This is a genomic window from Polyangium spumosum (assembly GCF_009649845.1).
Lineage (GTDB): Bacteria > Myxococcota_A > Polyangia > Polyangiales > Polyangiaceae > Polyangium > Polyangium spumosum.
Genome location: NZ_WJIE01000016.1, coordinates 1 through 25,793 on the forward strand (window position 1 = coordinate 1; position 25,793 = coordinate 25,793).

Annotated in this window: 23 protein-coding genes; 4 read left to right on the top strand and 19 right to left on the bottom strand. The window is 70.5% G+C overall.

Annotated features, from left to right (window positions below):
* The 4 genes from GF068_RS35520 to rpsL form a co-directional block, all read right to left on the bottom strand.
* Window positions 1–377: GTP-binding protein (locus GF068_RS35520; RefSeq protein ID WP_240807920.1), on the bottom strand; the 377-nt coding region annotated here is incomplete at its 3' end.
* 3 nt (window positions 378–380) lie between these two features.
* Window positions 381–2,495 carry an elongation factor G gene (gene fusA / locus GF068_RS35525; protein ID WP_338046703.1) on the bottom strand — a complete coding sequence of 705 codons (2,115 nt, stop codon included), beginning with the start codon at window positions 2,493–2,495 and terminating at the stop codon, window positions 381–383.
* 304 nt (window positions 2,496–2,799) lie between these two features.
* A complete protein-coding gene (gene rpsG, locus GF068_RS35530; protein WP_136932397.1) occupies window positions 2,800–3,270 on the bottom strand; it encodes a 30S ribosomal protein S7 in 471 nt (156 codons plus the stop codon).
* A gap of 53 nt (window positions 3,271–3,323) precedes the next feature.
* On the bottom strand, window positions 3,324–3,722 hold the full coding sequence (gene rpsL / locus GF068_RS35535) for a 30S ribosomal protein S12 (protein ID WP_136932396.1): 399 nt from the start codon (window positions 3,720–3,722) through the stop codon (window positions 3,324–3,326).
* 154 nt (window positions 3,723–3,876) lie between these two features.
* Here rpsL and GF068_RS35540 point away from each other — a divergent pair, with 154 nt between their 5' ends.
* Window positions 3,877–4,644, top strand: a complete 768-nt coding sequence (locus GF068_RS35540) for a hypothetical protein (RefSeq protein WP_153823988.1) — start codon at window positions 3,877–3,879, stop codon at window positions 4,642–4,644.
* A gap of 119 nt (window positions 4,645–4,763) precedes the next feature.
* Window positions 4,764–5,627, top strand: a complete 864-nt coding sequence (locus tag GF068_RS35545; RefSeq protein WP_153823989.1) for a hypothetical protein — start codon at window positions 4,764–4,766, stop codon at window positions 5,625–5,627.
* 20 nt (window positions 5,628–5,647) lie between these two features.
* Here GF068_RS35545 and GF068_RS35550 read toward each other — a convergent pair whose 3' ends face one another.
* The 9 genes from GF068_RS35550 to GF068_RS35590 form a co-directional block, all read right to left on the bottom strand.
* Window positions 5,648–6,682: a hypothetical protein gene (locus tag GF068_RS35550; protein ID WP_153823990.1), complete on the bottom strand. Its 1,035-nt coding sequence runs from the start codon at window positions 6,680–6,682 to the stop codon at window positions 5,648–5,650.
* 47 nt (window positions 6,683–6,729) lie between these two features.
* Entirely contained in the window at window positions 6,730–7,326 is a 597-nt protein-coding gene (locus tag GF068_RS44560; RefSeq protein ID WP_206079623.1) for a hypothetical protein, read from the bottom strand.
* Between the two features lie 42 nt (window positions 7,327–7,368).
* Window positions 7,369–8,994, bottom strand: coding sequence for a glycoside hydrolase family 57 protein (locus tag GF068_RS35560; protein ID WP_153823992.1), 1,626 nt, complete (start codon window positions 8,992–8,994; stop codon window positions 7,369–7,371).
* Window positions 8,995–9,010: 16 nt separating this feature from the next.
* Window positions 9,011–9,910, bottom strand: a complete 900-nt coding sequence (hemC, locus tag GF068_RS35565; RefSeq protein WP_153823993.1) for a hydroxymethylbilane synthase — start codon at window positions 9,908–9,910, stop codon at window positions 9,011–9,013.
* Complete coding sequence (hemA, locus tag GF068_RS35570) at window positions 9,907–11,334, bottom strand: glutamyl-tRNA reductase (RefSeq protein WP_338046704.1); 1,428 nt, start codon at window positions 11,332–11,334, stop codon at window positions 9,907–9,909. Before hemA ends, hemC begins: the two co-directional genes overlap by 4 nt.
* 7 nt (window positions 11,335–11,341) lie before the next feature.
* Window positions 11,342–12,217, bottom strand: coding sequence for a cytochrome C assembly family protein (locus GF068_RS35575; protein WP_153823994.1), 876 nt, complete (start codon window positions 12,215–12,217; stop codon window positions 11,342–11,344).
* Window positions 12,218–12,284: 67 nt separating this feature from the next.
* A complete protein-coding gene (locus tag GF068_RS35580) occupies window positions 12,285–12,680 on the bottom strand; it encodes a hypothetical protein (protein ID WP_153823995.1) in 396 nt (131 codons plus the stop codon).
* Between the two features lie 66 nt (window positions 12,681–12,746).
* A complete protein-coding gene (pssA, locus tag GF068_RS35585) occupies window positions 12,747–13,595 on the bottom strand; it encodes a CDP-diacylglycerol--serine O-phosphatidyltransferase (RefSeq protein WP_240807922.1) in 849 nt (282 codons plus the stop codon).
* A gap of 233 nt (window positions 13,596–13,828) precedes the next feature.
* On the bottom strand, window positions 13,829–14,260 hold the full coding sequence (locus tag GF068_RS35590) for a helix-turn-helix domain-containing protein (protein ID WP_153823996.1): 432 nt from the start codon (window positions 14,258–14,260) through the stop codon (window positions 13,829–13,831).
* A gap of 196 nt (window positions 14,261–14,456) precedes the next feature.
* Between GF068_RS35590 and GF068_RS35595 the strand changes: the two genes are divergently transcribed.
* Window positions 14,457–15,248 carry an alpha/beta fold hydrolase gene (locus GF068_RS35595; RefSeq protein ID WP_153823997.1) on the top strand — a complete coding sequence of 264 codons (792 nt, stop codon included), beginning with the start codon at window positions 14,457–14,459 and terminating at the stop codon, window positions 15,246–15,248.
* A gap of 24 nt (window positions 15,249–15,272) precedes the next feature.
* On the opposite strand, the gene GF068_RS35600 is transcribed toward GF068_RS35595, so the two are convergent.
* Window positions 15,273–16,811, bottom strand: a complete 1,539-nt coding sequence (locus GF068_RS35600; protein WP_153823998.1) for an ATP-binding protein — start codon at window positions 16,809–16,811, stop codon at window positions 15,273–15,275.
* 340 nt (window positions 16,812–17,151) lie between these two features.
* On the opposite strand from GF068_RS35600, the gene GF068_RS35605 reads away from it, so the two are divergent.
* Entirely contained in the window at window positions 17,152–18,717 is a 1,566-nt protein-coding gene (locus GF068_RS35605) for a HEAT repeat domain-containing protein (RefSeq protein ID WP_153823999.1), read from the top strand.
* On the opposite strand, the gene GF068_RS35610 is transcribed toward GF068_RS35605, so the two are convergent.
* The 5 genes from GF068_RS35610 to GF068_RS35630 form a co-directional block, all read right to left on the bottom strand.
* A complete protein-coding gene (locus tag GF068_RS35610; RefSeq protein ID WP_153824000.1) occupies window positions 18,697–19,773 on the bottom strand; it encodes a hypothetical protein in 1,077 nt (358 codons plus the stop codon). The two genes, GF068_RS35605 and GF068_RS35610, sit on opposite strands and share 21 nt — an antisense overlap.
* Window positions 19,773–20,591, bottom strand: a complete 819-nt coding sequence (locus GF068_RS35615) for a hypothetical protein (protein ID WP_338046705.1) — start codon at window positions 20,589–20,591, stop codon at window positions 19,773–19,775. Before GF068_RS35615 ends, GF068_RS35610 begins: the two co-directional genes overlap by 1 nt.
* An 11-nt stretch (window positions 20,592–20,602) precedes the next feature.
* A complete protein-coding gene (locus GF068_RS35620) occupies window positions 20,603–21,535 on the bottom strand; it encodes an ABC transporter ATP-binding protein (RefSeq protein WP_153824001.1) in 933 nt (310 codons plus the stop codon).
* Between the two features lie 13 nt (window positions 21,536–21,548).
* The gene (locus tag GF068_RS35625) at window positions 21,549–25,064 is read right to left on the bottom strand and encodes a CHAT domain-containing tetratricopeptide repeat protein (protein WP_153824002.1); all 3,516 of its coding nucleotides are present in this window, start codon (window positions 25,062–25,064) and stop codon (window positions 21,549–21,551) included.
* A 68-nt stretch (window positions 25,065–25,132) separates the two neighbouring features.
* Entirely contained in the window at window positions 25,133–25,792 is a 660-nt protein-coding gene (locus GF068_RS35630; RefSeq protein WP_153824003.1) for a hypothetical protein, read from the bottom strand.
* Between the last annotated feature and the right edge of the window lies 1 nt (window position 25,793).

Below are 25,793 nucleotides of genomic sequence, written 5' to 3' on the forward strand. Positions count from 1 at the left end.
CGGGCGAGCAGCACGTGCTCGCGGGTCTGCGGCATGACGCTGTCGAGCGCGCTGACCACGAGGATCGCGCCGTCCATCTGCGCGGCGCCCGTGATCATGTTCTTGATGTAGTCGGCGTGGCCGGGGCAGTCGACGTGCGCGTAGTGGCGGTTCTTCGACTCGTACTCCACGTGCGCAGCCGCGATCGTGACCGTCTTCGTCTCGTCGCGAACGGTGCCGCCCTTGGCGATGTCGGCGTACTTGATCTCTTTCGCAAGCTTCTGCTTGGACTGGACCTTGACGATGGCCGCCGTGAGCGTCGTCTTGCCGTGATCGATGTGACCGATCGTGCCGACGTTCACGTGGGGCTTCGTTCGAGTGAATTTCTCCTTGGCCATTGCCTAACCTCGCTGCTTGGCGACGATCTCTTCCTGGATCGCGACCGGAACTGGTGCGTAATTCGAAATCTGCATCGTGTGCGTCGCGCGGCCCTGCGTCTTCGAACGCACGTCTGTCGCGTAGCCGAACATGGAGGCGAGCGGAACTTCCGCGCGCACGACGCGCGCATTTCCCCGCTGCCCCATGTCCAGGATCCGCCCGCGACGGCTGTTCAGGTCGCCGATGACGTCGCCGAGGTATTGCTCCGGGCAAACCACCTCGACCGACATGACCGGCTCCAGGAGCACGAGGCCCGCGCGCTTGGCCGCCTCCTGGAACGCAATCGAGCCAGCCACCTCGAAGGCAGGGCCCGACGAGTCGACCTCGTGATAGCTGCCGAAGTGCAGCCGCACCTCGACGTCCACCACCGGATAACCAGCGAGCACCCCGCGCCCGAGCGCGTCTCGAATCCCCTTCTCCACGGAGGGGATGAACTCCTTGGGGATGATGCCGCCAGTGATGTCGTTGACGAAGACGAACCCAGCGCCGCGCGGCGCAGGGCCGAGATCGATCACGACGTGACCATATTGACCGTGCCCGCCGGTCTGCCGGACGAACCGGCCCTCGACGTCGGTGACCTTGCGCGTCACCGTCTCGCGATAGGCGACCTCGGGCTTGCCGACGTTGGCGTCGACCTTGAACTCACGCTTCAGGCGGTCGACGATGATCTCGAGGTGCAGCTCGCCCATGCCGGCGATGATCGTCTGCCCCGTCTCCTCGTTCGTGTACGTCCGGAAAGACGGGTCCTCGAACATGAGCTTCTGGAGCGACACGCCGAGCTTGTCGAGATCCGCCTTGGTCTTCGGCTCGATCGCGATCGAGATGACCGGGTCCGGGAACTCCATCCGCTCGAGGACCACGGGGTGCTTCTCGTCGCAGAGCGTGTCGCCCGTGCGCGTGTCGCGCAGACCCACCGCCGCGTAGATGTTGCCGGCGTAGCAGGTCTTGACCTCTTCACGCTTGTTCGCGTGCATGCGCAAGATGCGACCGAAGCGCTCGCGCTTGCCACGCACCGAGTTCAAGACGCTCGAGCCGCTCTCGACCGTGCCCGAGTAGATGCGGAAGTACGTGAGGTGGCCGAAGGGATCGTTCATCACCTTGAACGCCAGCGCGGCGAACGGCTCGTTGTCCGCCGCCTTGCGCGTCACCACCTTGTCCTTCTTGTCCGGATCCGTGCCCTGCACCGGCGGGATGTCCACCGGCGACGGCAGGAACTGGATCACCGCGTCGAGCAAGAGCTGGATGCCCTTGTTCTTGAACGCCGAGCCGCAGAGCACCGGCACGAGCTTGAAGCCGAGCGTGCCCGCGCGAATCGCCGCGTAGATCTCTTCATGGGTGATCGACGCGAGGTCGCCGGCGATGAACTTCTCCATCACCACGTCGCTCGCGTCCGCACACGCCTCGACGAGGCGCTCACGCAGCTCCCGGCACTTGTCCTCGAGATCCGCGGGGACGGCTTCCCACCGGTACTCGGCGCCCTTCGTCTCGTCGTCGAAGACCGCCGCGCGCATCGTCACGAGGTCGATGACGCCACGAAACTTGTCCTCCGCGCCGAGCGGGTAGTGGATCGCCACCGCGTTCGCGCCGAGACGGTCCTTCATCGAGTCGACGCACATGTCGAAGTCCGCGCCGATCTTGTCCATCTTGTTGATGAACGCGATCCGCGGGACCCGGTACTTGTCCGCCTGACGCCAGACCGTCTCGCTCTGCGGCTCCACGCCGTTGCCGCCATCGAACACCGCGACCGCGCCGTCGAGCACACGCAGGCTGCGCTCGACCTCGATCGTGAAGTCCACGTGCCCGGGCGTGTCGATGATGTTGATGCGGTGCCGGATGCCGGCGTTCGGACCTTCCTTCGGCTCCCAGAAGCAGTTCGTCGCAGCAGCCGTGATCGTGATCCCGCGCTCCTGCTCCTGGACCATCCAGTCCATGGTCGCAGCGCCCTCGTGGACCTCGCCCAGCTTGTAGCTGACGCCCGTGTAATAGAGGATGCGCTCGGTCACCGTGGTCTTGCCCGCGTCGATGTGGGCCATGATCCCGATGTTTCTCGTGCGCTCCAGGCTGTATTCGCGGGCCACTGCTTCCTCCTGCGGTCGGTTTGTCTCTGCTGATGTCGGGGCGTCGGTCTCGGTTGCTCGGTTTCGTCTGTGTCGTCGTCGCCTGCGCCGTTCGTCGCTTCGAACCCCGAACGCACGACACCCTCTCCAGCCCTGCCCGCCTCCGTTTGGCGTGCTTCGAGAACCTGGAGAGGGTGTCGGGGTACGTTCGTTGGCGGCGCGCGTCGCACCGCCATGTTCGAGCACGTAACCCGATCCTTATGTCGCCTTCGCCATCTCGCTCGACGTGTCTCCTGCCGTGTCCGACCGCTTCAGGTCCGAACGATCACCAGCGGTAGTGCGCGAAGGCCTTGTTCGCCTCCGCCATCTTGTGCGTGTCGTCCTTCTTCTTCACGGCGTTGCCGCGGTTCTGCGCCGCGTCGATGAGCTCCGCCGCGAGGCGCTCGCGCATCGTCTTCTCGCCGCGTGAACGCGAGTACGTCACGAGCCACCGCATCGCCAGCGCCACGCGACGCTCCGGCCGAACCTCGACCGGGACCTGGTACGTCGCGCCGCCGACACGCCGGCTCTTCACCTCGAGCTTCGGCTTGACGTTGTCGAGCGCCTTCCGGAAGACCTCGATGGGCTCCTCCTTGAAGCGATCGCGGATGACGTCGAACGCCCCGTAGAGGATGCTCTCCGCCGTCGCCTTCTTCCCGCTCAGCATGAGCGAGTTCGTGAACTTGGCGACGAGCTTGTCCTTGAACTTCGGGTCCGGAATGATTCTGCGCTTCGGAACTTCACGTCGACGAGGCATGGTGCTTCCTTATGGCGGACTGTGGTCGGGGGCTCTCGAGAGCGAGCTCTCGCTCAGCTCTTCGGGCGCTTCACGCCGTACTTCGAGCGCTTGCGGTTGCGGGTCGCCTTGTTGGTCGAGCTCGGCCCCGCGGCGCCCGAGGCGTCCAGCGTGCCACGCACGACGTGGTAACGAACGCCCGGCAGATCCTTCACGCGACCCCCGCGGATGAGCACGACCGAGTGCTCCTGCAGGTTGTGCCCCTCGCCCGGGATGTAGCTCGTGACCTCCATCTGGTTGGTGAGGCGCACGCGACACACCTTGCGGAGGGCCGAGTTCGGCTTCTTCGGCGTCGTGGTGTACACGCGGACGCACACGCCACGCCGCTGCGGGCAGGACTTGAGCGCCGGAGAGGCCGTCTTGTAACGAGCGGCTTCGCGGCCGTTTCGGATGAGCTGGCTGATGGTCGGCATGGTGGTTCGTCTACCCGGAATCGGGGGACGCGGAGGATACCCGGCGAAGGAGCCATGTCAAGCCGTCCGAGAACGGACTTGCCGCCCAGGTTGCTTTTCCTGCCCTGGATCCGAGGTTTTGCCTGATCGAACCCGCTTCGGTTAGCGTCGGATCGTGAGCAAAAAGCTTTCCCGTGCCCAGCGCAAGGAGCACCGCGCGCGCGCCGCGCGTTCCCCCTCGGCCTCCACGTCCACCTCCAAGCCGACCCAGACGGCCAGCCCGGCAGAGGCCCGTGACGCCTCGAGCGTAGCTGCACCCTCCACGGCACGCCAGGACACGAAGGTCTCGACAAAACAACCGTCGAGCGCCGAGACGAGCAAGCACGCTGCGCCCGAGACGAACAAGGCGGAGCGCAAGGCAGAGAAGAGCACGAAGGCAAGCACGCGCGTCGCCGCGGCGAAGCCAGCGAAGGAGCACGAGGAGAGCCCGAGCAAGGCGATCGAGCCCGCGAAGAAGGGGCCAAAGAAGGAGCACGCGGTGCTCGTGCTGTTCGGCCTCGTCGCCGCAGCGTTCGTGATCGTCTACCTGCTCGGGCAGCGCAGCTCGTCACAGGCGGTCCAGTCGGACAAACCCGCCGCGACACCGCAAGAGAAGCCCGCGCCGAGGCCCGCGGACAAACCGGAGACGCAGCCCGCGTCGCTGCCGATCGTCCCCGCCGAAGCGCCCGCGCAGCCGGAGGCGCCGAAGCCCGCCACGAGCGACAGCGCCACGAAGGCGAGCGCGACGGTGATCGCGGAAGAGCCACCCGCGCCGCGAGAGGCGCCCACCACGAGCCCGACGTCCGCCCCCACGGCGAAGGCCCAAGCCGCGCCCAAAACCGGCGCGACCAAGCCCGCAGCGCCGAAGCCGAAGCCCCGCGCCTCGGAGGATGCCTACGAGTGATCGAGGCCCGTGGCCCAGGATGCTTGACGCGCCACATGCATCTCGTTTTCCGTTATCGTAGAAGCGAGCGCAGCCCGCGGGGCGCTCGCCCAGCGCCCCCGCCGAAAGGACAGTTTTCGATGCCCACGTTGCCGGATCCGGAGCCTCTTCGCGCGATGCCCGCCGCTCGTCGAGCGCGCGCTTCCCTCGCGTGCGTCGCCGCCTCCGCGCTGGGTCTCTCCCTGCTCTCGCTCGCGCACGACGCGCACGCGCAAGCGGCGCCGCCTCCGCCGCCTCCGCCGGCCGGAGCCCAGGCGCAAGCCCCCGCGCCGCAGCCCGCCGCGCCTCCGCTCGACGCACCTCCGCCCGCGCCGACCGCGCCCGCAGGCGCCGCGCCGGAGGCGCCTCCGCCCGCGCCTCCGCCGCCCACGGGATACGGCTATCCGCAAGGGTATGCGCCTCCGCAGGGGTATGGCCCGCCTCCGCCAGGTTACGGCCCGCCTCCGCAAGGCGGCGAGTACGGCCCGCCTCCGCCAGGAGGCTTCGGCCCGCAGCAAGGTTACCCGTACGGATATCCGTACTACGGCCCGTACTACGGTGAACCGCAGCCTCCGCCGCCGCGTTACGAGCGCAAGAGCACGCCGATGATGATCAGCGGCATCCTGCTCACGACCGCGGGCGTCGTCGGTGTGCTCGCCGGCTCGGCGGTCGCGAGCACCGCGGCCAACCAGATCCCGATCTACTGCGAATCGCAGTTCGGCCCCACGATCTGCGAGACGCGCGCCGACGAGACCCAGCAAGCCGTGGGCTACGGCGTGATGATCACGGGCATCGTGGCCCTCGGCGTGGGCATTCCGCTGTGGGTCATCGGCAGCAAACGCGTGCCCGTGAAGGCGGACGAGACCTCGCCCGCAGCGCCGTCCACGACCACGCCCGCCGCGCCGCAGACGAGCGTGCGCCTGCTCGTGAGCCCCACGTCCGCAGGGCTGCGCGTCACGTTCTGATCACGACGCGTCGGCGTCGTTCAGGTGCAGTTGCCGTTCCCGTCACACGTGTTGAGCACACCGCCGGTGCAGACTGTGCCCATCGCAGCGGGCGCGGTCGACGGCACGCCGCCCGAGCACACGGGGACCGTGCAGTCGCTCGGCGTCGGGTCGGCAGGCACGTCCGTGTCGTCGACTTGATCCATCGTGCCTCCCATGCCGTCGCAGAACGTCGTGCGACAGTCGCCCGGCGTCTCCGAAGCGACGTCGGTCCCCGGGAAGGGCATCTGCACCACGCACGCGCCCGCCGCACATGCGCTCGGTCTGCACGTGGTGGATCCGCCGCACGCCATGCCGTCGGGCACGGGCGTGTGGACGATCGCGCCGCTCTCGCCACACGACTCGATGTCGCAGTCGTTGTCGTCGGGCGCGGGCGTCTCGCCGGGCGCGGGCGCCGGGACGACGAGGCCTTTCATGTCGCAGACGGCGCGCAGGCAGTCGCCCATGTCGACGTTGGAGACCTCCTTGCCGACGGCGATCTCGAGGCCACACGCGTTCGTCATGCCCATGGCGTTGCACACCGGCACGTGGCAGAGGCCGCCCGTCGGACATTGCTCCGCATTGTTGCATCCGACGCAGAGACCGCCGGAGCACGTGAGCTGGTTGCCGGGTGCGCACTGCGCGCCTTCCATCGCGGCATCCGTCGCGTGGTTCGGCACGCTGCCCGAACACGTGTCGAGGGTGCAAGGGTTGTAGTCGTCGGGTTTGTCCGTGTCGTCGACGACCTCCTCGACCGTGCCTTCGGCCGTGCACTGCTTGCGCTTGCAGTCGCCGGGGACGAGGCCCGCGAGGACGAGTGTCCCCGCCGGCGCCTGGGACTCGACGCAGGCGCCCTCGGCGCACCGGGCGGTCTTGCAAGGGTCGGTCGTGCTGCACTGCGCGTCGCTCGTGCACGCAGCGCCCGAGCCGCCGCCCGACGACGAAGAGGACGTCGTGCCGCTCGCCCCTTCCCCGCACGCAGCGACGAACAGAAGGCTTGCGAGACCGAGCCCGAGGAGGTGATCGAAGCGAAGCATGACGCGATCGTGTCCGCGCGCGGCGATCGCTGTCAACTCGCGCGGCTCTAAGGCGTCGTTCGCGCGAGGCAGGAGAGGACCTCGACGCCACACGAGGTCTCGACACACGCGTCACACGCAGCGGTGTCCGTCGAGGTGCCGCCACACGCGGGCGTGAGCGAGCAGCTCGGGAGGCACGGGTTCGCCATGCATCTGCACTTGGAGAGCAAGTCGTAGACGTCCACCGAGCTCGGGCACACCGAGCCGCTCTCGGGCTTGGCGACGCTCGCGCTGGCCACGTTGGCGCACGGGATACACGTCGTCCCACCGCCTCCGGCGCCGCCCATGCCGCCGTCGCCGCCCATGCCGCCGGCCCCGCCGATGCCACCCGTGCCGCCGATGCCACCCATGCCACCTGCGCCGCCCATGCCACCTGCGCCGCCCATGCCGCCGGCCCCGCCGATGCCACCCGCGCCGCCCGCACCACCTGCGCCGCCCTGCCCGGCGCAGCCTTTCGCGCTCGGCTTCCTGTCGCAAAGCGTGTCCCACTCGGTCGAGTGGAAGAGATCACTGCTGCAGGCGATCGACGCGAGCGCGAAGAACGACGGCAGACAAACCCCGAGGCGGAGCCAGATCGAACGAGCGCGCATCGCGAAGGAGAGCATCCGTGATCCTGGGGCGGATCGACAAGGGCGAAGATGCTCGCGTCACGCGTCGAACGCGTCGCGCAGGTGTTCCCCTTCGAGCTCGGCGAGGAACGGCGTCCTCTCGCACGTCGCCTCGATCCACCGCGCCTCGGCCTCGCCGATCCAGCCGCGCCCCGCGAGCCGGCAGAGCCGATCGACGCGGCTCGCGTGCGCGCGGACCCGCGCCGCCGCATACGCCGCCATCTCGCCACGCCGGATCATGAAGCCCCAGTCGCTCGCCTCCAGGAGCACGAGCTCGCGGATCGCCTGATCGAGCGCGCGCCCCGCGACGCCGTCGGCGCCGCGCCTCGCCCGCACGAGCCCCTGCACCGCGTGCTCCGCGTGGCGCACGTGCCGCACGAGGTGCGCGGGTGACATGCCGTCCGTCCTGTCGGGCTCGAGCGCACGTCCGAGCCACGCCTCGCCGAAGCCACCTTCACCCCACGACGAGGCCGAGGGCTCGGCGACCGCGAGATCCGGCTCGGCCGCGAGGTACGCGCCCAGCGTGACGGGCGCGATCTCGCCTGCGAGCTCGGCGCGATGCAGCGCGCGCAGCGCGTGTTCGAGGAAGAGCGGCCCTTCGAACCACCAGTGACCGAAGAGCTCGGCGTCGTACGGCGCCACCACGACGGGCCTCGGCCCGCGGCCCTGCCCTGCGCGGATCGCGCCCACCCGCTCGGCCACGAAGCGCTCGGCGTCCGCGCGGGCGCGCGCCTCGGCCGCGGCCGGATCCCAGAGCTCCTTGTGCGGCCCGGGGCCGGTGATGCGGTGGTACTTGAGCCCCGTCATGAGGCGCGCGCCGCCGGGCCCGATCTCCCCCGCGAGCGCGGCTTCCGGCAGGTCGAAGCCGATGTCGCGATAAAAATCGCGGTAGTCCGGGTGGCCCGGATATCCGGCCTCGCGCGACCAGACCTCCCGCGAAGCCCGCGGATCCCGGCCGAAAAACGCGACGCCCGAGGGCGAGAGGATCGGCGCGAGCACGCCGCGCGGGGGCCTCGGCAACGCGAGCTCGAGGCCGTGCGCGTCGAGCACGGTGTACCCCACGCCCGCCGCCGCGAGCTCGGGCAAGAGGGAAGGATCAAAACCACACTCGGGGAGCCACAACCCGCGTGGCCTTCGCCCCACGAGCGCCTCGAACGCGCGCAGGCCGAGTTTCACCTGCGCGCGCGCGGACGAGCGCGTCAGCGCGGGCAGGTACGCGTGCGTCACGCTCGTCGTCGAGAGCTCGATCGATCCTCGATCCTCGTGGCCCACGAGCGCGCCGAGCACGTCGCCGGAGATGCGCTCCCACGTCGCGCGCGTGGCCTCGATCCGCGCGCGGTAAAACGCCACGATCGGGCGGAGCGCCGCGTCCGAGCGGGTGCGTCGCTCCTCCTGCGCCGCGAGCCGCTCGAGCCGGTCCATGTGCAGGACGAAGCGCTTTCGAAGCAGCGGATCGGCGAGCATCGCCGCGAGCGTCGGCGAGATCGACACCGTGATCCGCGCCGCGATCCCGTCCGCTTCGAGGCGCGCGAGCACGTCGACGAGCGGCAGGTACGACTCCCAGAGCGCCTCGTGGAGCCACCGCTCCTCGAGCGGCCGCGCGTGCTCCGGATGGCGCACCCAGGGCAGGTGCGCGTGCAGGACGATCGCGACGTATCCCAGCATCGGCGGCAGGATCCTCTCAGGCGCGGAGCAACTCCTGCCCGAGATCCAGGCCGACACGCGTCGCCTCCGCGGACGAACCCGGCCACGCGACGCGACGCTCGCCCATCCGCGGACGCGCGCCGTCCGCCTCGGCGATCATGGCCCGGAGCCAGAGCCCCTCGTCCGTGCGCACCGCGTGCGCCGCCACCGGCGTGCGACAGTCGGCCCCGAGCGCGACCATCACGCCACGCTCGGCCGCCACGCGTGTCGACGTCTCGGGATCGTCGATCGGCGCGAGCGCTCGTTGCGTCTCCTCGTCCGCGGCGCGGCACTCGATCCCGAGCGCGCCCTGCCCGATCGCCGGCAGCATCACGGAAGGATCGAGCACCTCGGTCGCGCGACGCTCGAGGTCGAGGCGCCTGAGGCCCGCGAGCGCGAGCACGATCGCCTCCACCTGCCCCTCGTCGAGCTTGCGCAGCCGTGTGTCCACGTTCCCGCGCAGCGGCACGATCCGAAGATCGGGCCGCGCGAGCCCGATCGCCGCGGCGCGCCGCAGGCTCGACGTCCCCACGCGCGCGCCCGCGGGCAGCGTCGCGAGCGTCGCGCCCGCCTGCGTGATGAGCACGTCACGTGGATCCTCGCGCCGCGGCACACACGCGATCACGAGCCCGTCGGGGATCTCGGCCGGCACGTCCTTGTACGAGTGCACTGCGAAGTGAGCGCGACCGTCGAGCAGCGCCTCTTCGAGCTCCTTCACGAAGAGCCCCTTGCCGCCCACGTCCTGCAGCGGCCGATCGGTGATCTTGTCGCCCGACGTCACGACCTCGAGCTCGCCGACCTCGAGGCCGGGCGAGAGGGCGACGAGGGCGCGCGCGAAGGCGCGGGACTGCGCGAGGGCGAGGGCGGAGCGTCGGGTGGCGAGTATCAGGCGGGTCATCCGAGATCCTTTGCGCGCGGCGAGGGAGCCGCAGTTGATGCGGCGGCCTGCGCCGCGGCGGGCGTTCGTGGGATCGGCGGGCTCTGCGCCTTGCCGTTCGTCCCCGCGGTCGGGAGCGAGATCGCTCCGTCGATCGTGCTGCCGTCGCCGCCCGCGAGGGTGATCGCCGACAGGTCGAAGAGGTCGTGCACCGCCTCGACGTACCCCTCGGCGCGCGCGTCGCCCGCGAGCTCCTTGAGGCGCGTCACCGGCGCGTGAAGGAGCTTGTTCGTCGCGGCGTCGACCATGACGAGCAGCGCCTCCTTCTCCGACGCGCCGAGGTGCTTGAGGCGCCCGGCAAAGCTCCGCTCGAGCTCGGCGAGCAGCACCGCGCGTGTCCGGTGGAAGAGCCCCACGATCGTCGGCGTGAGCTCTCGCTCGAGCGTCCAGTGCTCGAAGGCGCGCGCCTCTTCCTCGACGATCTCCTCGGCCCGCGTCGCCTCCGCGGCCCGACCTTCGAGCGACTGCGCCACGATCTGCGAGAGGTCGTCGACGTCGTAGAGGTAGACCCCGTCGAGGTCGTTCACGGTGGGCTCCACGTCGCGCGGCACCGCGATGTCGATCAAGAACAAACTCTTGCCGCGCCGCACCTTCCGCACGCGCTTGACGAGCTCAACCGTGATCACCGGCGTCGGGCTCGACGTCGAGGCGATGGCGATGTCCACTTCGCCGAGCGTCCGCTCGAGCTCCGCCATCCCGCGCGGCTCGCCGCACACGTCGTCCGCGAGCGCCTTCGCGCGCGCCGGGCTCCGGTTCAGCACGACGATCTTCGCGCCCGCCTTCGCGAGCAGCTTCGCCGCGGCCTCGGCCATCTCGCCCGCGCCCACGAGCGCGGCCTTGCGCCCCGTGAGATCCCCGAAGATCTCCTGCGCGAGATCCACGGCCACGCTCGAGACCGACACCTGCCCTTCGCCGATCGCCGTCTCGCTCCGCGCGCGTTTGCCCACCCGGACGGCCCTGAGCATCGCCTTGCCGAGCGTCTGCCCGAGCGCCTTGACCTCCCGCGCGAGCTCGATCGCGTCCTTGAGCTGCCCGAGGATCTGCGGCTCGCCCACGACCAGCGAGTCGAGCGACGACGCCACGCGGAAGAGGTGCCGCACCGCGTCGCCGCCCTCCTTGCGCGCGAGGTGCGTCGCGACCGCGTCTCCTCCGATCGACGTCAGCGCGGCGATCACCGCGCGGCTCGTCGCTTCGAGGGCACCTCCGCGTGACGGCGCGGCGTACACCTCGACGCGGTTGCACGTCGAGAGCACCACGGCCTCGCCGATCGATCCGTCCGAGAGGAGCCGCTCGTAGAGGGCGGGCAGCGCGTCGCGCTGCACCGCGAGCCGCTCGCGCACCGCGATCGGCGCAGTCTTGTGGGAGAGGCCAACGACGACGATCACGCGCGCCCTAGCCTCCGATCCTCGGAGGGCCGAGCTCCACCACGGGCCGCACGAGGTAGACCACGAGCACCGCGGCCACGCAGCAGAACCCCGCGATCGTCCCGTACGCCGCCTTCCGCCCGCGCCAGCCCGCGGCGGCCCGCATGAGCAACACGGCCGCGATCACGAACCACGTCGCGTACCCCAGGATGGCCCGCAGGACCTCGTCCACGGAGCCGTTCTCCAGGCTCTTCGCCCAGATCGTGCCCGTGAGCACGCCGAGCGTGAGCAGCGGAAAGCCGGCGACGAGGAAGCGGTGCACGGCTTGATCGAGGACCTCGAGCGGCGGCAGGTTGCCGATGCGCAGGCGGTCCGTGTGCTTCTTTTTCAGGCGCTTCTCCTGGACGAGGTAGAGCATCGCCGCGCCGCCCGCGAGCAGGAACAGCGCCGTGCCCGCGAGGTTCGCGAGCACGTGCAGCGCGAGAAATACTGGGCCGAGCGAGTGCGCGGGCCCCGGCTCCCCGAGGAAAAACGTGCCGAGCACGAAGACGAGCCCGAGCGGCGCGAGCAAGACGCCGATCGCGTCGATGTGGAAGCGGCGCCGCGCCGGCAGGTACACCGCGATCGCCAGGATGGACGCCATGGAGAGCGAGAAATGCACCGAGTTGACGGGGCACACGTGCACGACGAGGCTGGCGAACGTGACGTAGGCGAGGTGGAACGCCGCGGCCACGCCGAGGCTCGTCACGGCCATCCAGGTGCGCCGAGGCGGAGGCACCGAGCCCCCTCGCGACAGGGTGAGTCGCGTCTCCTTGCGGGCGACATCCAGGAAAAAGAGGGCGCTCGCTACCCCGTAGAGCAGCACGGCCACGAGAAACGTGCCCGTGGAGAGAGCGCGCGTCATGGCGGGAGAAGGTAGCGCGTCTTGGGTACGGCGGCAGGCCGATGCGCTCGGAGATGGATGGAATCCGTCAGAGCTTCGTGGCGAGGAACGCCGCGAGGAGATCCTCGTCCGTCGTCAGGTTCCTGCCCTGCGACGGAGGACCTCCGCGCTGATGATCGGCGAACGTCCCGATCGGCGCGCCCACGAATCCCGGCACGACGTCGTAGGCGTTGTCTCCGAGGATCATCGAGGTCTCCAGGATCTCCGCCCCGAGCTCGGCGAGGAAGGCCTTCGACTTCACCTTGCCGAGCAGCTCGTGGCTGTCGGGCGACCCGCTGACCTCGCTGAGGACGCGGATCGCCTCGATGATGCGGTATTTTCGCCCCTCGCTCTTGATCGTCAGCTCGTCGTTCCTGAGGTCGACCCTGTCCTCACCCAGCCACTCGTCGAGCGCGACCTGCGGGAAAAATACGCGATTCTTCATGGACGGCGCGCAGTCTACATGGTTCGGCCCTGCCGCAAAGTCAAAGCCGTTCCAGGAAGGCCGGGTTCAGGCCGAGGCCGCGGGCGGCGGCTCGCTCGAGTCGCTGGCGATGAGGCTCGCGCGGAGGCGGCGGGGCAGGTGCCACAAGGTCTCCAGGATCCCCATGGAGACGTAACAGCCGAGCAGCCACACCAGGACGAACGCCGGCTGCATCTGCAACGAGACGACGACGGACGAGCCCACCACGAACGCGGCGAGCAGGGCCGTCTGCGCGTTGAACTTCACGTCCTTGAAGGAGCGGAACCGGATCGTCGAGACCATCAGCATCGAGAGGCCGATCGTCACGACGAGCATCATCACGGTGTACTCGGCGCGGCCGAGCATCCCGCCCGCGGCGTGGCTCGCCACGACGAGCGAGACGAGGATGCCCGCGGCGCCCGGGATCGGCAGGCCCACGATGTACTTCGAAGGCTTCGAGGGTTTGCCGTCGTCGCCCGTGGCGAGCACGTTGAACCGCGCCAGGCGGATCGCCCCGCACGCCGTGAACAGGAACGACGCGACGAGGCCCAGCGTGCCGAGCCGGTGCAGCGTCCACTGGTAGAGCAGGAGCGACGGCGCCACGCCGAACGAGATCACGTCGGCGAGCGAGTCGATCTGCAGCCCGAACGCGCTCTGCGTCTTCGTCGCCCGCGCGACGCGACCGTCGAGCGTGTCGAAGAACATCGCGAAGACGATGAGCAACGCGGCGCGGTAGAAGTCCGCCTCGCCTTGCGCCGTGGCCGAGGTGCGGATGCTGTCGAAGCCGCAGAACACGCTGGTGAGCGTGATCAGGTTCGGCAGCAGGAAAAGCGTCTTCTTGAGCTCGAACTTCCGCAGCCGGATGCCCTTCCCCATCGTCCCTCTCTTCCAGCGCATGATGAGGTCGAGCGTAACGACGCAGCGCGCGATGACGCAAGCAAAGCCCGAAGATCGGACGCAGATCTTCCAAGCCTCGGTAGCGCCTTACGCACCCGAGGGGCGCGCGTGGATGGAAGTGGATACGATGCTTCGCACCCGGACGACACGATCGCCCGTCGCTTGACGGAAGCCGAGGCTGCAGGATCGTCCGCGGGCGAACCAATCCGTTGGAGCAGCAACGAATCGCGTACCTACGACGATCGCTTCTTTTTCTTCGGCTTCGCGGGCGCGCTCCTTCGCTTCTGCGCCTTCTTCGGCGCGGGCGCGGGCGCGGGCTCCTTCGCAGGCTCGCGCGGCCCCAGGACCTCGAGCAGGTCCTTCAAGAGCTTGCGGATCGTCCCGCGCTTGAGGTGGCGCGTCAGGTCCACGAGCTTCTGACGGTCACCTCGCTCGGGGAACGTGAGGAGGTCGAGGACATCCACCTCCAGCCGATCCGCGAGGACCTTCAGCGTGTGGATCGTGGGCCTCGCGAGCCCTCGCTCCACGTTCGACAGGTGCCCCTTCGAGCCGAGCTCGCTCTCGAAGGCGAGCTTCTCCATCGTGAGCTTCTGCTCCTCGCGGAGCTGCCTGATGCGGGTCCCAACCTGGAGGGCGAACGGATCTGGCTCGCGTCTTCGCGGCATGTAGGCACGGTACCCAATGTCGCGACGGGACTGGTTTTCCTAGACAAACTTCCACGCGGGCCCCGAGAGGACGCCCCGCACGTCACGCTCCGCCCGGACTTTCCCTTGGTTTTCGGGAGGCGCGAGCGCGCCCGAGCGGCGACCTCGCGCATCCATTGAGAAAGCGCGAACGAGCCGGAGTCGAGGAGGGGGACGGATGCTGTCGGTCGATGTGGCGCACGGGGTGGACGCGGGGATGTTCGTTCGGGACTATCACGCCTCCGCGCGCAAAACCCCGCTCGTGTACCTGCACGGGCTCGCCGGGCACGGGCTCGTGTTCGAGGCCGTCGCGCTGCACCCGCGCCTCGCCGCGCACCGGCACGTCGTGCCCGATCTGCCCGGCCACGGACGGAGCATCCCGGCCCCGAGGCCCGCGCCGCTCACGGCGTTCGCGGATCACTTCGCCCGCTGGCTCGGCGGCCGCTTCGGCGAACGCGTGGCGCTCGTCGGATACGGCCTCGGCGGCACGCTCGCCATGCTCGTCGCGGAGCGACACCCGAGCCTCGTGCGCGCCGTCGTGGACGTCGACGGCCCCAAGACCGTCGACGACTGCGCGTCCCTCCGCCCCGCCGCGGAGCTGACCCTCACCGAGCTCGGCGGACCAGGCATCGGCGCGCTGCGCGACGCGGTGAGGCGCGCCTCGCGGGCCACGACGGCGGCCGAGGATCCGGGCCGCGTCCCCTGCGACGCACGCCTGCTGCACGCCTGGGGCCGCGAGCTCGTGGCGCTCGCCGACGAGGGCTCGCTCGCCCTCCGGCTCGCGCGTTTGTCCGTGCCCGCGCTCTTCGTCACGGGCAGCCGCGGCTCCATCTCGCAGCGCTCGCTCGAGCGGCTGGCAGAGGCGCGTGTCGTGGTCGCGGAGATGCCCGACGCCGGCCCCTCGCCCTTCCTCGATCGCCCACACGAGTTCGCCGCGATCCTGGGCGACTTCCTGCGCTTCAACGCCTGAACGAGCGGCCGACGCCTGCTCGGATCAAGCGCGGACGAGGACGACCTCGCGCCCGGCCGGCGTCTTCTCTTTCAGGGCGCCGAGCCGCTGCGAGACGGGCGAGATGCCCTTGCGCCGATCGAACACCACGAGCCAGCCGTCCTCGATCCCGAGCCGCGCGAGCGCCTCGTCGACCTGCGCGAGCCCCTCGGGGATCGGATCCGGATCCCTGTCGCGACGCACCTTCACCACGAGCGCGACCGCGGCCCCGCCCTGGCGGATGCACACGTCCATGCGGCCGCGGCCGATGGCGTAGACCCGCTCGATGAGGCCGCCGCTCTTCACGACGCGGTTCAAGAACGCGGTGAGCACGAGCGGCGAGAGCTCGCCGTACGGCGCGCTGGAGAAGAGCGCGTCGCCGTGCCTGCGCCAGAAATCGAGGAACGCCTCGAGCAGCCGGTCCGCGTCGAGCCGGCCATCGGGGCCGACCCACGCCGGCTGTCCGACCGGGAACACCGATCGCACCGCGCCCGGCAAGATCCGCGCGACGAGCGCGTGGAAGATCGGGTTCGCGAGGATCACCGTGCCGTCGGCCTGCCTTCGGACGAGCCCGAGATCGAGGGCGAGCCGCACGTCCTCCGCCGGCGGCTCGCGCGTCGCCTCGGCGAGGATCTGCTCGAGCGCCGCCCGGAGCTTTCCGTCGCGCATGCGATCGCCGATCTCGTCGAGCAAGCCGCCGCGCCGATCGAGCAAGAGATCCTTCGCCCGCTCGATGTCCACGGCCGTCAGCGGGCCTCTGCGACCCTCGCACGCCTCGTTGATCCGCTGCGCGAGCGCGTTCACGAGGAACGGGTGTCCCTGCGTGAGCTCGTGGACGCGATCGAGCGCGCCGGGCAGGAGCTCGATCCCCGTCCGTTCTTCGAGGCCCGCGAGCAAGGTCCCCACCTCGGCGCGCGTGAAGCCGGCGAGCGCGAGCACCTCGGCGTCAAGCCCGGTCGAGCTCGCGGGGGCGCGTGTGCTCGAGGGCGCCTGGCCCACGTCGAGCTCGCGCGGCTCGCGCAGCGAAGCGAAGCCGATCGACCACGGGAACGCGCGCGGGCGCCTGGGTTTGCCCGCGCGGATCTGCCGGACCAGCGAGGTCCGCACGTCCCTCGACAGGGTATCGAGGCCGTCGAGGAGGATGACGAGCGGCCGCGGCGCCTCCTGGGAGAAGGCCGAGAGCGCCGCGCCGATGCGGTTGCCTTGCGGCGCGTCGGGCCAGCGAGGGACCGAGACGTCGGCCGGCAGGTAGGCGGCGAGATCGTATCGCCACGAGTCGAGCATCGCGAGCTCGGCCGCGTCGATGCTCGTGAGCGCGGCGCCGGGCTCGAGCGAGAGCACCGCTGCGACGTACTTGCCTTCACGGTTCAGCACGGCGGCGAGGTCGAGCAGCGCGGTCGTTTTGCCCATCTGCCTGGGCGCGTGAAGGATGAAGTAAGTGCCCTGCTCGATGATTTCCCGGACGCCGGGGACACGGGACAGCGCGGGGACCGTGTGGTGGCGCGCCGGATCGTTCGGGCCAGCCGTGTTGAAGCGGCGGGTCATGCGCGGAGGATCCCAGCGCGAAGGTGGGGCGTCAAGCGAACCCCTTGAAGTCGCACGGTTCACGCACGTTGATTTTGCGCGCCTCACGAACCGACACGCGTGGCCAGCAATCTTGCGCACGTGAGGCGCGCGCGTGGCGCGTCGTCACGCAGCGTGATACGCACGAACGTCGAGCCCGGCCACAGGCCTTGGTGCTCCCGGCGTGGCGCGCCGGTGACCACACGCGCCTCCTGTGCTCGATGTCTCCGCCCTTTGCTGGACCTCTCGCGACGACGTCGGGCAGCGACTCCTCCCCCTGCTCGACCTTCGGGGCCGCGCGGGCACGCACGCAGCGCGCCTCTTGGCTCTGCTCGCGCCGCCGTCGCTCGCCGCCGCGCTGACGCGGATCGCGCTCGATCACGACGCCCCCTTCTGGCATCGCGTGTACGCGCTCCGCGCCCTCGCGCGGGCGGGCGTCAGTTTGTCCGACGAGAACCTCGCGCGCCTGCTCGACGAGCTCTGCGCACGCGAGCCCCACGCGGCGCGCGAAGGCGACCGGCCTTTCCCCACGACCCCGCCCCTCATCGAGCTCGCCCCCTTCGCCTCTCGTGGCGCGCGCCGGGCGGAGCTGCTCGCGCGCCTCGAACGCGTGAGCCCAGCGGCGCGCCGCGCGTGGCTCGCCGCGATGGGCCCGTGCGCGGACCACCGCGACGAGGAGCTCGAAGCGTGGCTCGTCGCGCGCTGGATCGACGACGTCGCGCAGAGATCCCCCGAGGAGGAGGACGCCTCGTTCGCGTTGCATCTGGCCGAGGAGCACCCGGACGCGCTCGACGTGCTCGCGGCGTACTTGCGTGTTCATCCCCGGGATGCCGAGATCTTCGAGGAGATCCGCCGCTTCCCCGAGCTCGCCCACCGCCTCGGCGACGAAGCGCGCGCCGAAGCAGCCGCGGCCCTCGTCCTGCCGCGCCGGGACCTCATGCGTCATTTCGGCCTCGCGGCGCTGCGTGAGGCCGTCCGAAAAGCCATCCTCGACCACAACGACGCCCTCCTCGATCCCCTCGAAAGGCCGGAGTACCCCCGTTATCGCGGAGCGCTCGCCTTCCTGGAGGAGGACGAGGAAGGCCCCGCGATCGCGACCGACCTGCTCGCCCACGCGCGCCTCCACGAAAACGGACGCGTCGATCTCGGCCTCGTCCTTTACAAACGCCAGCGCCTCGTCGCGCTCCGCCACCTGCAGGAGCGCGGCGCCGAGCCGGAAAACCTCGCCCTTTCCCGCGCGATCCTCCTCGACATCGCGAAAAACCCCGATACGCGTGATCGCCCCGCGCTCCTCACCGCAATCCGTTTCCCGGATCCCGCGGCCCGTTTCCTCGCCCTCGACGTGCTCGACGCCGTCGCCGAGGACGGCCCCGCGTTTCGCGCCGCGCTCGAATATCTCGCGGAGGATCCCGATCCCTACGTCCGTCTCCGCGTATCGGGTGCCCTCGCGCGGCGCGGCAATGCCGCACGCGTGCAAGACCTCGTGGAGGCCGCTCGATCCTCCGCCGAAGTCGGACTCCGCGGCACGGCCCTCCGGCTCCTCGGCATGCTGGCCGAGGCCCGGGACCATTTTGATCTCTTCGAGCGAGCCCTCCTCGAAGATCACGCCGAGGAAGCGCCCGAGGGCCACAGCCCGGCCGTCGAGCAAGCCGCGATCGCCCTCGGCTCCGTCTTCGGCCCCGAGGCCACGACCGCCCTCCTCCGCGGCCACCTGCTCGCGCCGAGCAACGCCGCGCTCGACGTCATCGAGGCCGCCCTCGTGGTGGTCCTCGACGAATGCGAGGGCAAACCCCGGACGGCCGCCGCGCGGCGCCAGGAGATCACCCTCCGCGACGGCGGACGGTGCGCCTCCTGGTCACCCTTCCCGTCACGGCGATGGCGCGGGTGACGGCGGCGCCACGTCCCGCTTCCGGCACGGCCCCATTTCTTTGAGCACCTCCAGCGGCAGCGCCACGTCCAGCGTGAATCGACCGTCCCGCGGCTTGACCGTCGCGTAATCGAGCAGCTCCCGCAATCGCTCGTCGCCCTCGTCGTCGGCCCCCGCGCGGGCGAGGGTCAGCGCCGTGCCCATCGATTTCGCCAGGTCCGCCACGTCCGCCTGGTTCGGTCCATTCACGTCCGCCACGATGGCCACGTCCTCCGACGTGTCCACGTGCAGATCCACCCGGTCGATCGCGGCCCGTATCCTCGCCGCGATCTCCCCCTGCTGCTCGGGCAACATGTCCGCGAGCTCCTCGGGCGAGAGCACCCCGTAAATGTCGCCGTATTGCGACCATGCCGGGATCGGCGGCTCGCTCTCTGGCGATTTCGACTCGAGCCGCTCGATCGCCGCCTCGATCTCCTCCGCGTCCGCCCCGGCGAGGACGAGCTCGTCCCCCCACGTCCCGATCACCCGGCCGCTCTCCGCCTCCTCCCAGATCGCGCCCTTCTCGCCGAACGAGCGCTTCGGCCAGCCCGTCTTGTCGATCCGCGCCGCGCCCTCGGCGATGGACAGGATCGCCACCTTGTTCGACGAGAGCGCCACCCGCTCGACGTCCTGCATCAAATCGATCCCGAACTGCTCCTTGAAATCCTCGCGCCCGCGCCCTCTCGCCTTCGCCTCGGCTTGCCGCTCCAGCATGCAATCGAGCCATATCTGCCCGATCGGCGAATCCTTCAGCGCCGCCACCTCGAACACCACCGCGCTCTTTCCCTTCTCCGTCGGCAGCGCCACGAGCAGCGGATCCCGCTTTCGCAAGATCCCCTCCTCCTCCCCCGGGCGCGGGGCCGCCGGCGGCAGGGTCCTCCGTTTGCGGTTGCGCTCCTCCTCCCAGGGCTTCGGGAACCGCGGGAACTCGGCTTTCAGCACGCGCTCGGGCTTCTTGGCTTTGTCGCCGCGTGACATCAAGAACGCCGAGAGCCCGAGCAGGACGGCGAACGCGACGAGCCAGGCCACCCGTCTCATCAGAAATCCTTCCGTTCGAAGAGGTGAATGCCGAGCGAGAGCGCCGAAAGGCCGAAGACCACGAGCCCGAGCAACATGCTCGTCAATGCGGCCGAGTCCACGCGCTCCGAGCTCGCGATGTCCGCGGCCGAATGCGCGAGCGACGAGACACGCGGCAAGAACAGGGTGACGCCCCGGAAGATCGAGCGCGAGATCCCCGGATCGAAAAAATCCGCGAGCCGCTCCCGCTCCCCGGCCACGATCCCGAGCAAGACGAGCGCGCCCCCGGACGCCGCCGAGAGCGCCGCGCTGCGAGCGGCGATGGCCACGGTGAGCATCGCGCCATAGATGGCCGTGAACGTCACGCTCGCGAGCAGCGCCGAGACGAGGAGGCTCCACGAATATACGCCCGTCTTCACGCCGAAGATCAGGACGAGCCCGCCCGCTCCATAAAGCGCCCCGATCAGCGCGAGCGCGAGCACGCCGAGGAACGTGCCCACGACGAGCTCGAACCGCCGCACGGGCAGCGATAACAGGTGCTCGATCCGCCCCGGCGCGAGCAGGCTGGGCCCGAAATCGGCGCAGGCCACCACGTAGAAGAGCTGGCCCCCGTAAAAGATCAGGTACGACGACGCCTTGAAGATGGGCCGAAGCGCCAGGTCCGCCGCGCGGATCTGCGAGTTCACCGGTTTGCCGAAGAACCGCGACGCCGCGAGCGCCCCGTCCACGACGTCCATCCGCAAAGACAACCCCAGCACCACGAGCACGAGCGTGATGCCCAGCCCGAGCGCGAGGAACCATTTCCGCGACGCCGCCTCGCGCAGGAGATCTCTGGCCACGACAAACGATTTCACGCGCCTCCCTGTCCCCCGCCCTGCCCGAGCGCCTCCGCCAGCACTTCCTCGAGATCCCGCACGTCGTGCGCGAGCCCCACGAGCCGCGCCCCCGCGCGACGCGCTCCATCGATGTATTCGTTCAGCGCCGAAGGATCCGGCGCGTCCACGACGAACACCCCCTCGCCCTCCCCGGCCCGAAAGCCGAGCGCGAGGAGCGCCGCGGCGTCCACGGGAGGGGCGAACGTCAATCGATACCGCGTCTCGCTCCCGCAGAGCGCCTCGATCGGGCCCTCCCGCAGCAGCCGCCCGCCCGAGAGAATGCCGATACGATCGCAGACACGCTCCGTCTCGGCGAGCAGGTGCGAGTTCAAGAAGAGCGTCGCGCCCCGCGCCCGCTCCTCGGCGAGGATACGCCGGATCTCGGCCCGCCCGAGCGGATCGACCCCGTCCGTCGGCTCGTCGAGCACGAGCAACATCGGCCCCCCGAGCAGCGCCGCCGCGAGCCCGAGCCGCTGGCGCATCCCCTTGGAAAAACCACCAATGCGCCGGGCCTCCTCCCCGGAGAGCCCCACCCTCCCGATCTGCCGCCGCACCTCGTCGTCCGCCCGCGGGAGCCCCTTCAAGCGCGCCACGCTCGAGAGGAATTGCACGGGCGTGAACGCGTGCGGCAAGAAGAGGCGCTCCGGCAGATACCCGATCTGGGCGCGCGCGGCGGGATCCTCCGGGTCCTTGCCGAGGACCCGCACCACGCCCGCGCTCGGCCGCACGACGCCGAGCAGCGACTTGATGAACGTGGTTTTCCCCGCGCCATTGAGCCCGATCAGGCCAAACGCCGCGCCCTCGGGGACCACGAGATCGAGCCCCGCGAGCGCCTCCCGCCCCGCGCCTCTTCTCGGCCAGCCGCCGCCGTACGTTTTACGGAGCCCCCGGGCCTCGATGGCCAGCATGCAGGCGACCCTATCACCCCCTCCGCCGCCGCGCGACGAGCGCGAGGGCCCCGAACAAACTCACGAGCGCGAGGGGCTCTTCCCTCGTCGACCCCGGAAAACCACACGCGCACCCACGCGCGCCCGGCGTGACCTTCCCGCCCCGCGCCGCCGCGCCCGTGCCCTTTGCGCCGGCCGAAGGCTCCTTTCCCATCGGCGACGGATCCCCGAACACGCCGAAGCTCGCCCAGAAGTACGGGTGCGCCGTGGCCTCATCGGCGAGCATCCCGAGCTGCACCTCGCGCAGCGCGGCGCTCCGGCCGCTGCCCTTCGTGACGCGCTGGTAATAGTCCACCATGAGCCGCTGCGTCTCCTCGTCCGCCACCTTCCACAGGCTCGCGACGAGCGCCTCGGCGCCGGCCACGAAGAGCGCGCGCCGCAGGCCGTACACGCCCTCGCCGCGCTGCACGTCGCCGAGCCCCGTCTCACACGCCGAGAGCACCACGAGCTTGGTGCCCCAGAGATCGAGCGAGCTCGCCTCGAGCGCCGTGAGGATCCCGTCCTCGCCGCCCCCGCCCCTCCTCGAATTCGCGCCCGCGAACGCGAGCCCCGAGCGCAGCAGCGGATCGTCCGGCAGCCAGTCCGGCGAGGGCTCGAGCTCGAGCCCACGTTCGCCCTGGGGAGCTCGCGCCGCCGCGCCCTTCGCGGCCAGGAAAAACCCGTGCGTCGCCACGTGCACGATCCGCGGCGCGCGCGCCTTCTTCAGCGTCGACTCCGTCGCCTCGAGGTCCACGCGCACCGCGGCGCCTGGCAGGATCGGCGCGAGCGCGCGCGCCTCCGCCGCCGTCGCCGGCAGCGGCTCGAAGTACGCCTTGTCGAGCCCCCGTGACCTCCCGTCGCCCTTGTCCTCCAGCATCACGAGCGCGCTCTCCGCCTGCTCGCGTGGGCCAAACGCCGGGTTCGCCAGGACGATCGCGCCCGCCCGCTCCGGCGCCGTCCGCGCGAGCCTCAGCAGATCCCGCCCGCTCGTGAGGTACGAGATCTCGTACCGCTCGACGAGATACTTCCCCTCCTCGTCGACGAGCGCCGCGAAGGGCACGAGCGACAGCGCGCCGTCGGCCGCGATCATGAGCCGCGTCTTTCCGCCGAGCAGCGGCCGGATCTTCTGCATCACGAGCGCGTCGAGCGCCCGCGCCGGCTTTCGTGGATCCTGATCGAGCGCCGCCGTCAGCGCCTCCCGCAGCGCCTTCGTCGCCTCCTCGATCGGCGCGCTCTCGCCGAGATCGACGAACGCGACCTTCCCCGACGCATCCAGCACGTACGCCGCGAAACGCGCGGGCCCCTCGGGGCTCGGCATGTCCACGTCCGCCGAGCGCCGCGGCGTGTAGAGCGCGATCTCCACGAGCGCCGTCCCCGCGGGCACTTGCGCCTGCACGCGCTCGATCGAGACGGGCGTCTCCTCGGCCCGGAATACCTCGCTCTGCGCGCCGATCTTCTCCTCGAGCGCCCGCGCCGCCTCCTCGCGCTCGCCGAGCTCCGCCTTGAACGCCTCGAGCGGCGCGCCCGCGGGCCCTCGCATCGCGAGCCGCGCCACCTCGGCCCGCGCCGCCGCGAGCTCGGCGGCGAGCTTCGCCTCCGCGGGATCGAGCCTCTGCCGGAGCGCCGCGAGCGAGCTCGCCATGACGTCGAGCACGCGCCCTTTTCGCTGGAAGATCGTGGTGAGCGCGAGCCTCCTCGCCTCCGGGTCCGCGGGCATCGTCCGCGCGTGCAGGCTCGTCAGGAAATCGGTCCCCGCGCGCATCGTCTCCACGAACGCGCGCTTCTGCGCCTCGGATCCGCCAGCGATCACGAGCGCCGCCTGCCGCTCGCGGATCTCGGCCGCGCGCCTCGCCGCGCGCGCTGCGTGGTCGAGCTTGCCCGCGTCCACGTAGAGCGCCGCGAGCCCTTCGAGCGCCGCCGCGACCTCCTCGTGCTCGCCCCCGAACGTCGCCTCGAAGATCCCGATCGCCCGCTTGTACAGCGCCTCCGCCTCCCCGTCGTTCGACGTTCGGGGCTTCGGGTCGCCTTTGGCGCCCTGCGCCCCGAGCCCCCGCTGCCTTCGCGCGAGATCCGCGAGATCGAGCAGCGACGACGCGACCGCCGGGTGGTCCTTCCCGAACGCCTTCTCGCGCGCCGCGAGCGCCTCCTCGTGCAGCTTCTTTGCGCCCGCCGCGTCCCCGCGTCTCTCGCGGATGCGCCCGAGGATCGCCCTCGACGCGGCGCGCTGCGGGTGCATCGGGGCGAGGGCCTCGTCGCGGATCACGAGCGCGCGCGCCGCGTTTTGCTCCGCCTTGTCGAGCTTCCCGGCGCGGCGATAGAGATCGGCGAGGTTCCCCGCGACCTCGGCCACGGAGGGGGCCTTCGGCCCCTTGTTTTTCTCGTGATACGCGAGCGTGGGCAGGAGCTTCGCCTCGGCGCGCGGAAAGTCTCCCTTCTGCATCGCGATGAGCCCGAAGATCCATTGCAGGACGACGCGCAGCTCGGGCGCGTCGCTCCCCTTGGCGGCGAGTTTGTCGAGGAGCGCCTGCGCGCGCGCGAGCCGCGGCTCGGCCCGATCGAACGCGCCCGTCTCCACGTCGAGCATCGCGCGCTTCACGAGCGCGACCACGTACCCGAGGCTCTCCTCGCCGTCGCCCACTTTGGCGATCGCGACGAGCTCGTCGAGCAGGACGACCGCGCCCGCGTAGTCTTGCAGGGCGATACGCGTGGTGACGAGCTCGTCCATGAGCTCGGTCGCGTTCGAGCGAAACCCGGTCACGCGCGCCTTGAGCTCGAGGGCGCGCGCGCGGATCGGCTCGGCGCGCGTGTACTGGCCGGTCTCGTGATACAAGCGCCCGAGGTTCTGCAGCAGATACCAGTATGGTTTCCCGTCGCGCGTGGCGGCCTCGCTCGCCTCGATCGCGCGCAGCAGCGTGGCCTCGGCCTCGTCGTAGCGCCGCAGCCCCTTCAACGACTCCGCCTTCCCCGCGAGGGGCGCGATCACCGTATCGCCGTCCTTGCCGCCGTGCCGCTGCGAGGCCAGCGAGATCGCGCGCTCGAAGAGCGTGAGGGCGCGCGCGTGATCCCCCGCGCCCTGCACGGCCCGCGCGAGCCACTCGACCTCGCGGAAGAGCTCGTACGCCCCCGGGGGCGCTGTCTTTTCGGTCCTCTTGAGCAGCAGCTCGCGGTAGGGGACCTCGCGCGCGAACTGCTTCGATTCACGATGGAGGTCCGCGACCTCCATGAGGCTCATCCCTGTCTCGTGGCTCTGCGGGTCGATTTTCTCCCGGATCGCGAGGGCCTTCAGCGCGGGCACGAGCGCCTCCGCGAATCGTTTCCTCCTGCGCAGATCCTCGGCCTCGGACACGAGCCTCTGCGCCTCCTCCAGCGCGGCCTTCTCGGCGCTCGTGAGCGCGACTTTCGGCGCGGCGGGCTTCGGCGGCGCGCTCGACGCGGGCGCCGCGACGAGCGTCACCCCTGCGAGCAGGAAGACCGAGGAGATCCGACGGAACGTGCGGGGAGCTCGCGCCATGATGCGCTTCTACCGCTGCCAGGCCCTCGTATCCACATCGTTCCTCCTCCTCGCGGCCTGCGCGGCGCTCAGTGGGCGATGCAGTCGTTCAGCTCCGGCCCGCAATACATCTGCGCGCACGACGAGCATGCCTGCGAAACGGGTCCGCTGCCGGACGTGCAGGTGTCGAGGCAGGGTATGGGGCAGTTGACTTCACAGGCGCAGGCGAGCAGCGCTTCGGCGTACGGCTGCGCGGCGGGGCAGGGCGGGTCCGTCATCCCGAGGAGGATCGAATTACACGTGCTGCATGCCCCGGCGTCGGCGCCCCCGGCGCCGGAGGACGAGGAGCTGCTGGCGGAGCTGCTGCTGCTCGCGGAGCTGCTGCTCGCGGACGCGGACGAGCTGCTGGCGCTCCCCTGACCACACGCCGTCCCGCATGCGACGAGGTCGGGGTCGGGGTTCTGGGTCAAGATCGAGAGGATCTGGGCGCAGTTCGCGTCGAGCGCGCATTGCCCCCGGCACTCCTGCATCGGGCTCGGCATCGAGCAATCGAGGTACTCCGGCGGGCACGACTCCGCGCCGCATTCGAGGACCTTGGCGCAGGCTTTCTCGCAGAGCTGCCCGCCGCCCATCCCGCTCCCGCTGCTGCTCCCGGGGCCGCTCCCCCAGACCTCCTCGTCCCCGCCCGCTCCCCCGCCGCCCGACACCGCCTCGGTTTTGCAAGCGCCGGATACCACCGAAGCGCTCACG

Bases quoted from the DNA above. Each gene is read 5' to 3' on its own strand.
- GF068_RS35545 (WP_153823989.1), top strand. From the start codon at position 4,764: ATGCCCACGTTGCCGGATCCGGAGCCTCTTCGCGCGATGCCCGCCGCT.
- hemC (WP_153823993.1), bottom strand. From the start codon at position 9,910: ATGACCCGCCTGATACTCGCCACCCGACGCTCCGCCCTCGCCCTCGCG.
- GF068_RS35600 (WP_153823998.1), bottom strand. From the start codon at position 16,811: ATGACCCGCCGCTTCAACACGGCTGGCCCGAACGATCCGGCGCGCCAC.
- GF068_RS35550 (WP_153823990.1), bottom strand. From the start codon at position 6,682: ATGCTTCGCTTCGATCACCTCCTCGGGCTCGGTCTCGCAAGCCTTCTG.
- GF068_RS35590 (WP_153823996.1), bottom strand. From the start codon at position 14,260: ATGCCGCGAAGACGCGAGCCAGATCCGTTCGCCCTCCAGGTTGGGACC.
- GF068_RS35620 (WP_153824001.1), bottom strand. From the start codon at position 21,535: ATGCTGGCCATCGAGGCCCGGGGGCTCCGTAAAACGTACGGCGGCGGC.
- rpsG (WP_136932397.1), bottom strand. From the start codon at position 3,270: ATGCCTCGTCGACGTGAAGTTCCGAAGCGCAGAATCATTCCGGACCCG.
- GF068_RS35575 (WP_153823994.1), bottom strand. From the start codon at position 12,217: ATGACGCGCGCTCTCTCCACGGGCACGTTTCTCGTGGCCGTGCTGCTC.
- rpsL (WP_136932396.1), bottom strand. From the start codon at position 3,722: ATGCCGACCATCAGCCAGCTCATCCGAAACGGCCGCGAAGCCGCTCGT.
- pssA (WP_240807922.1), bottom strand. From the start codon at position 13,595: ATGCGCTGGAAGAGAGGGACGATGGGGAAGGGCATCCGGCTGCGGAAG.
- GF068_RS35580 (WP_153823995.1), bottom strand. From the start codon at position 12,680: ATGAAGAATCGCGTATTTTTCCCGCAGGTCGCGCTCGACGAGTGGCTG.
- GF068_RS35610 (WP_153824000.1), bottom strand. From the start codon at position 19,773: ATGAGACGGGTGGCCTGGCTCGTCGCGTTCGCCGTCCTGCTCGGGCTC.
- GF068_RS44560 (WP_206079623.1), bottom strand. From the start codon at position 7,326: ATGCTCTCCTTCGCGATGCGCGCTCGTTCGATCTGGCTCCGCCTCGGG.
- GF068_RS35625 (WP_153824002.1), bottom strand. From the start codon at position 25,064: ATGGCGCGAGCTCCCCGCACGTTCCGTCGGATCTCCTCGGTCTTCCTG.
- GF068_RS35560 (WP_153823992.1), bottom strand. From the start codon at position 8,994: ATGCTGGGATACGTCGCGATCGTCCTGCACGCGCACCTGCCCTGGGTG.
- GF068_RS35595 (WP_153823997.1), top strand. From the start codon at position 14,457: ATGCTGTCGGTCGATGTGGCGCACGGGGTGGACGCGGGGATGTTCGTT.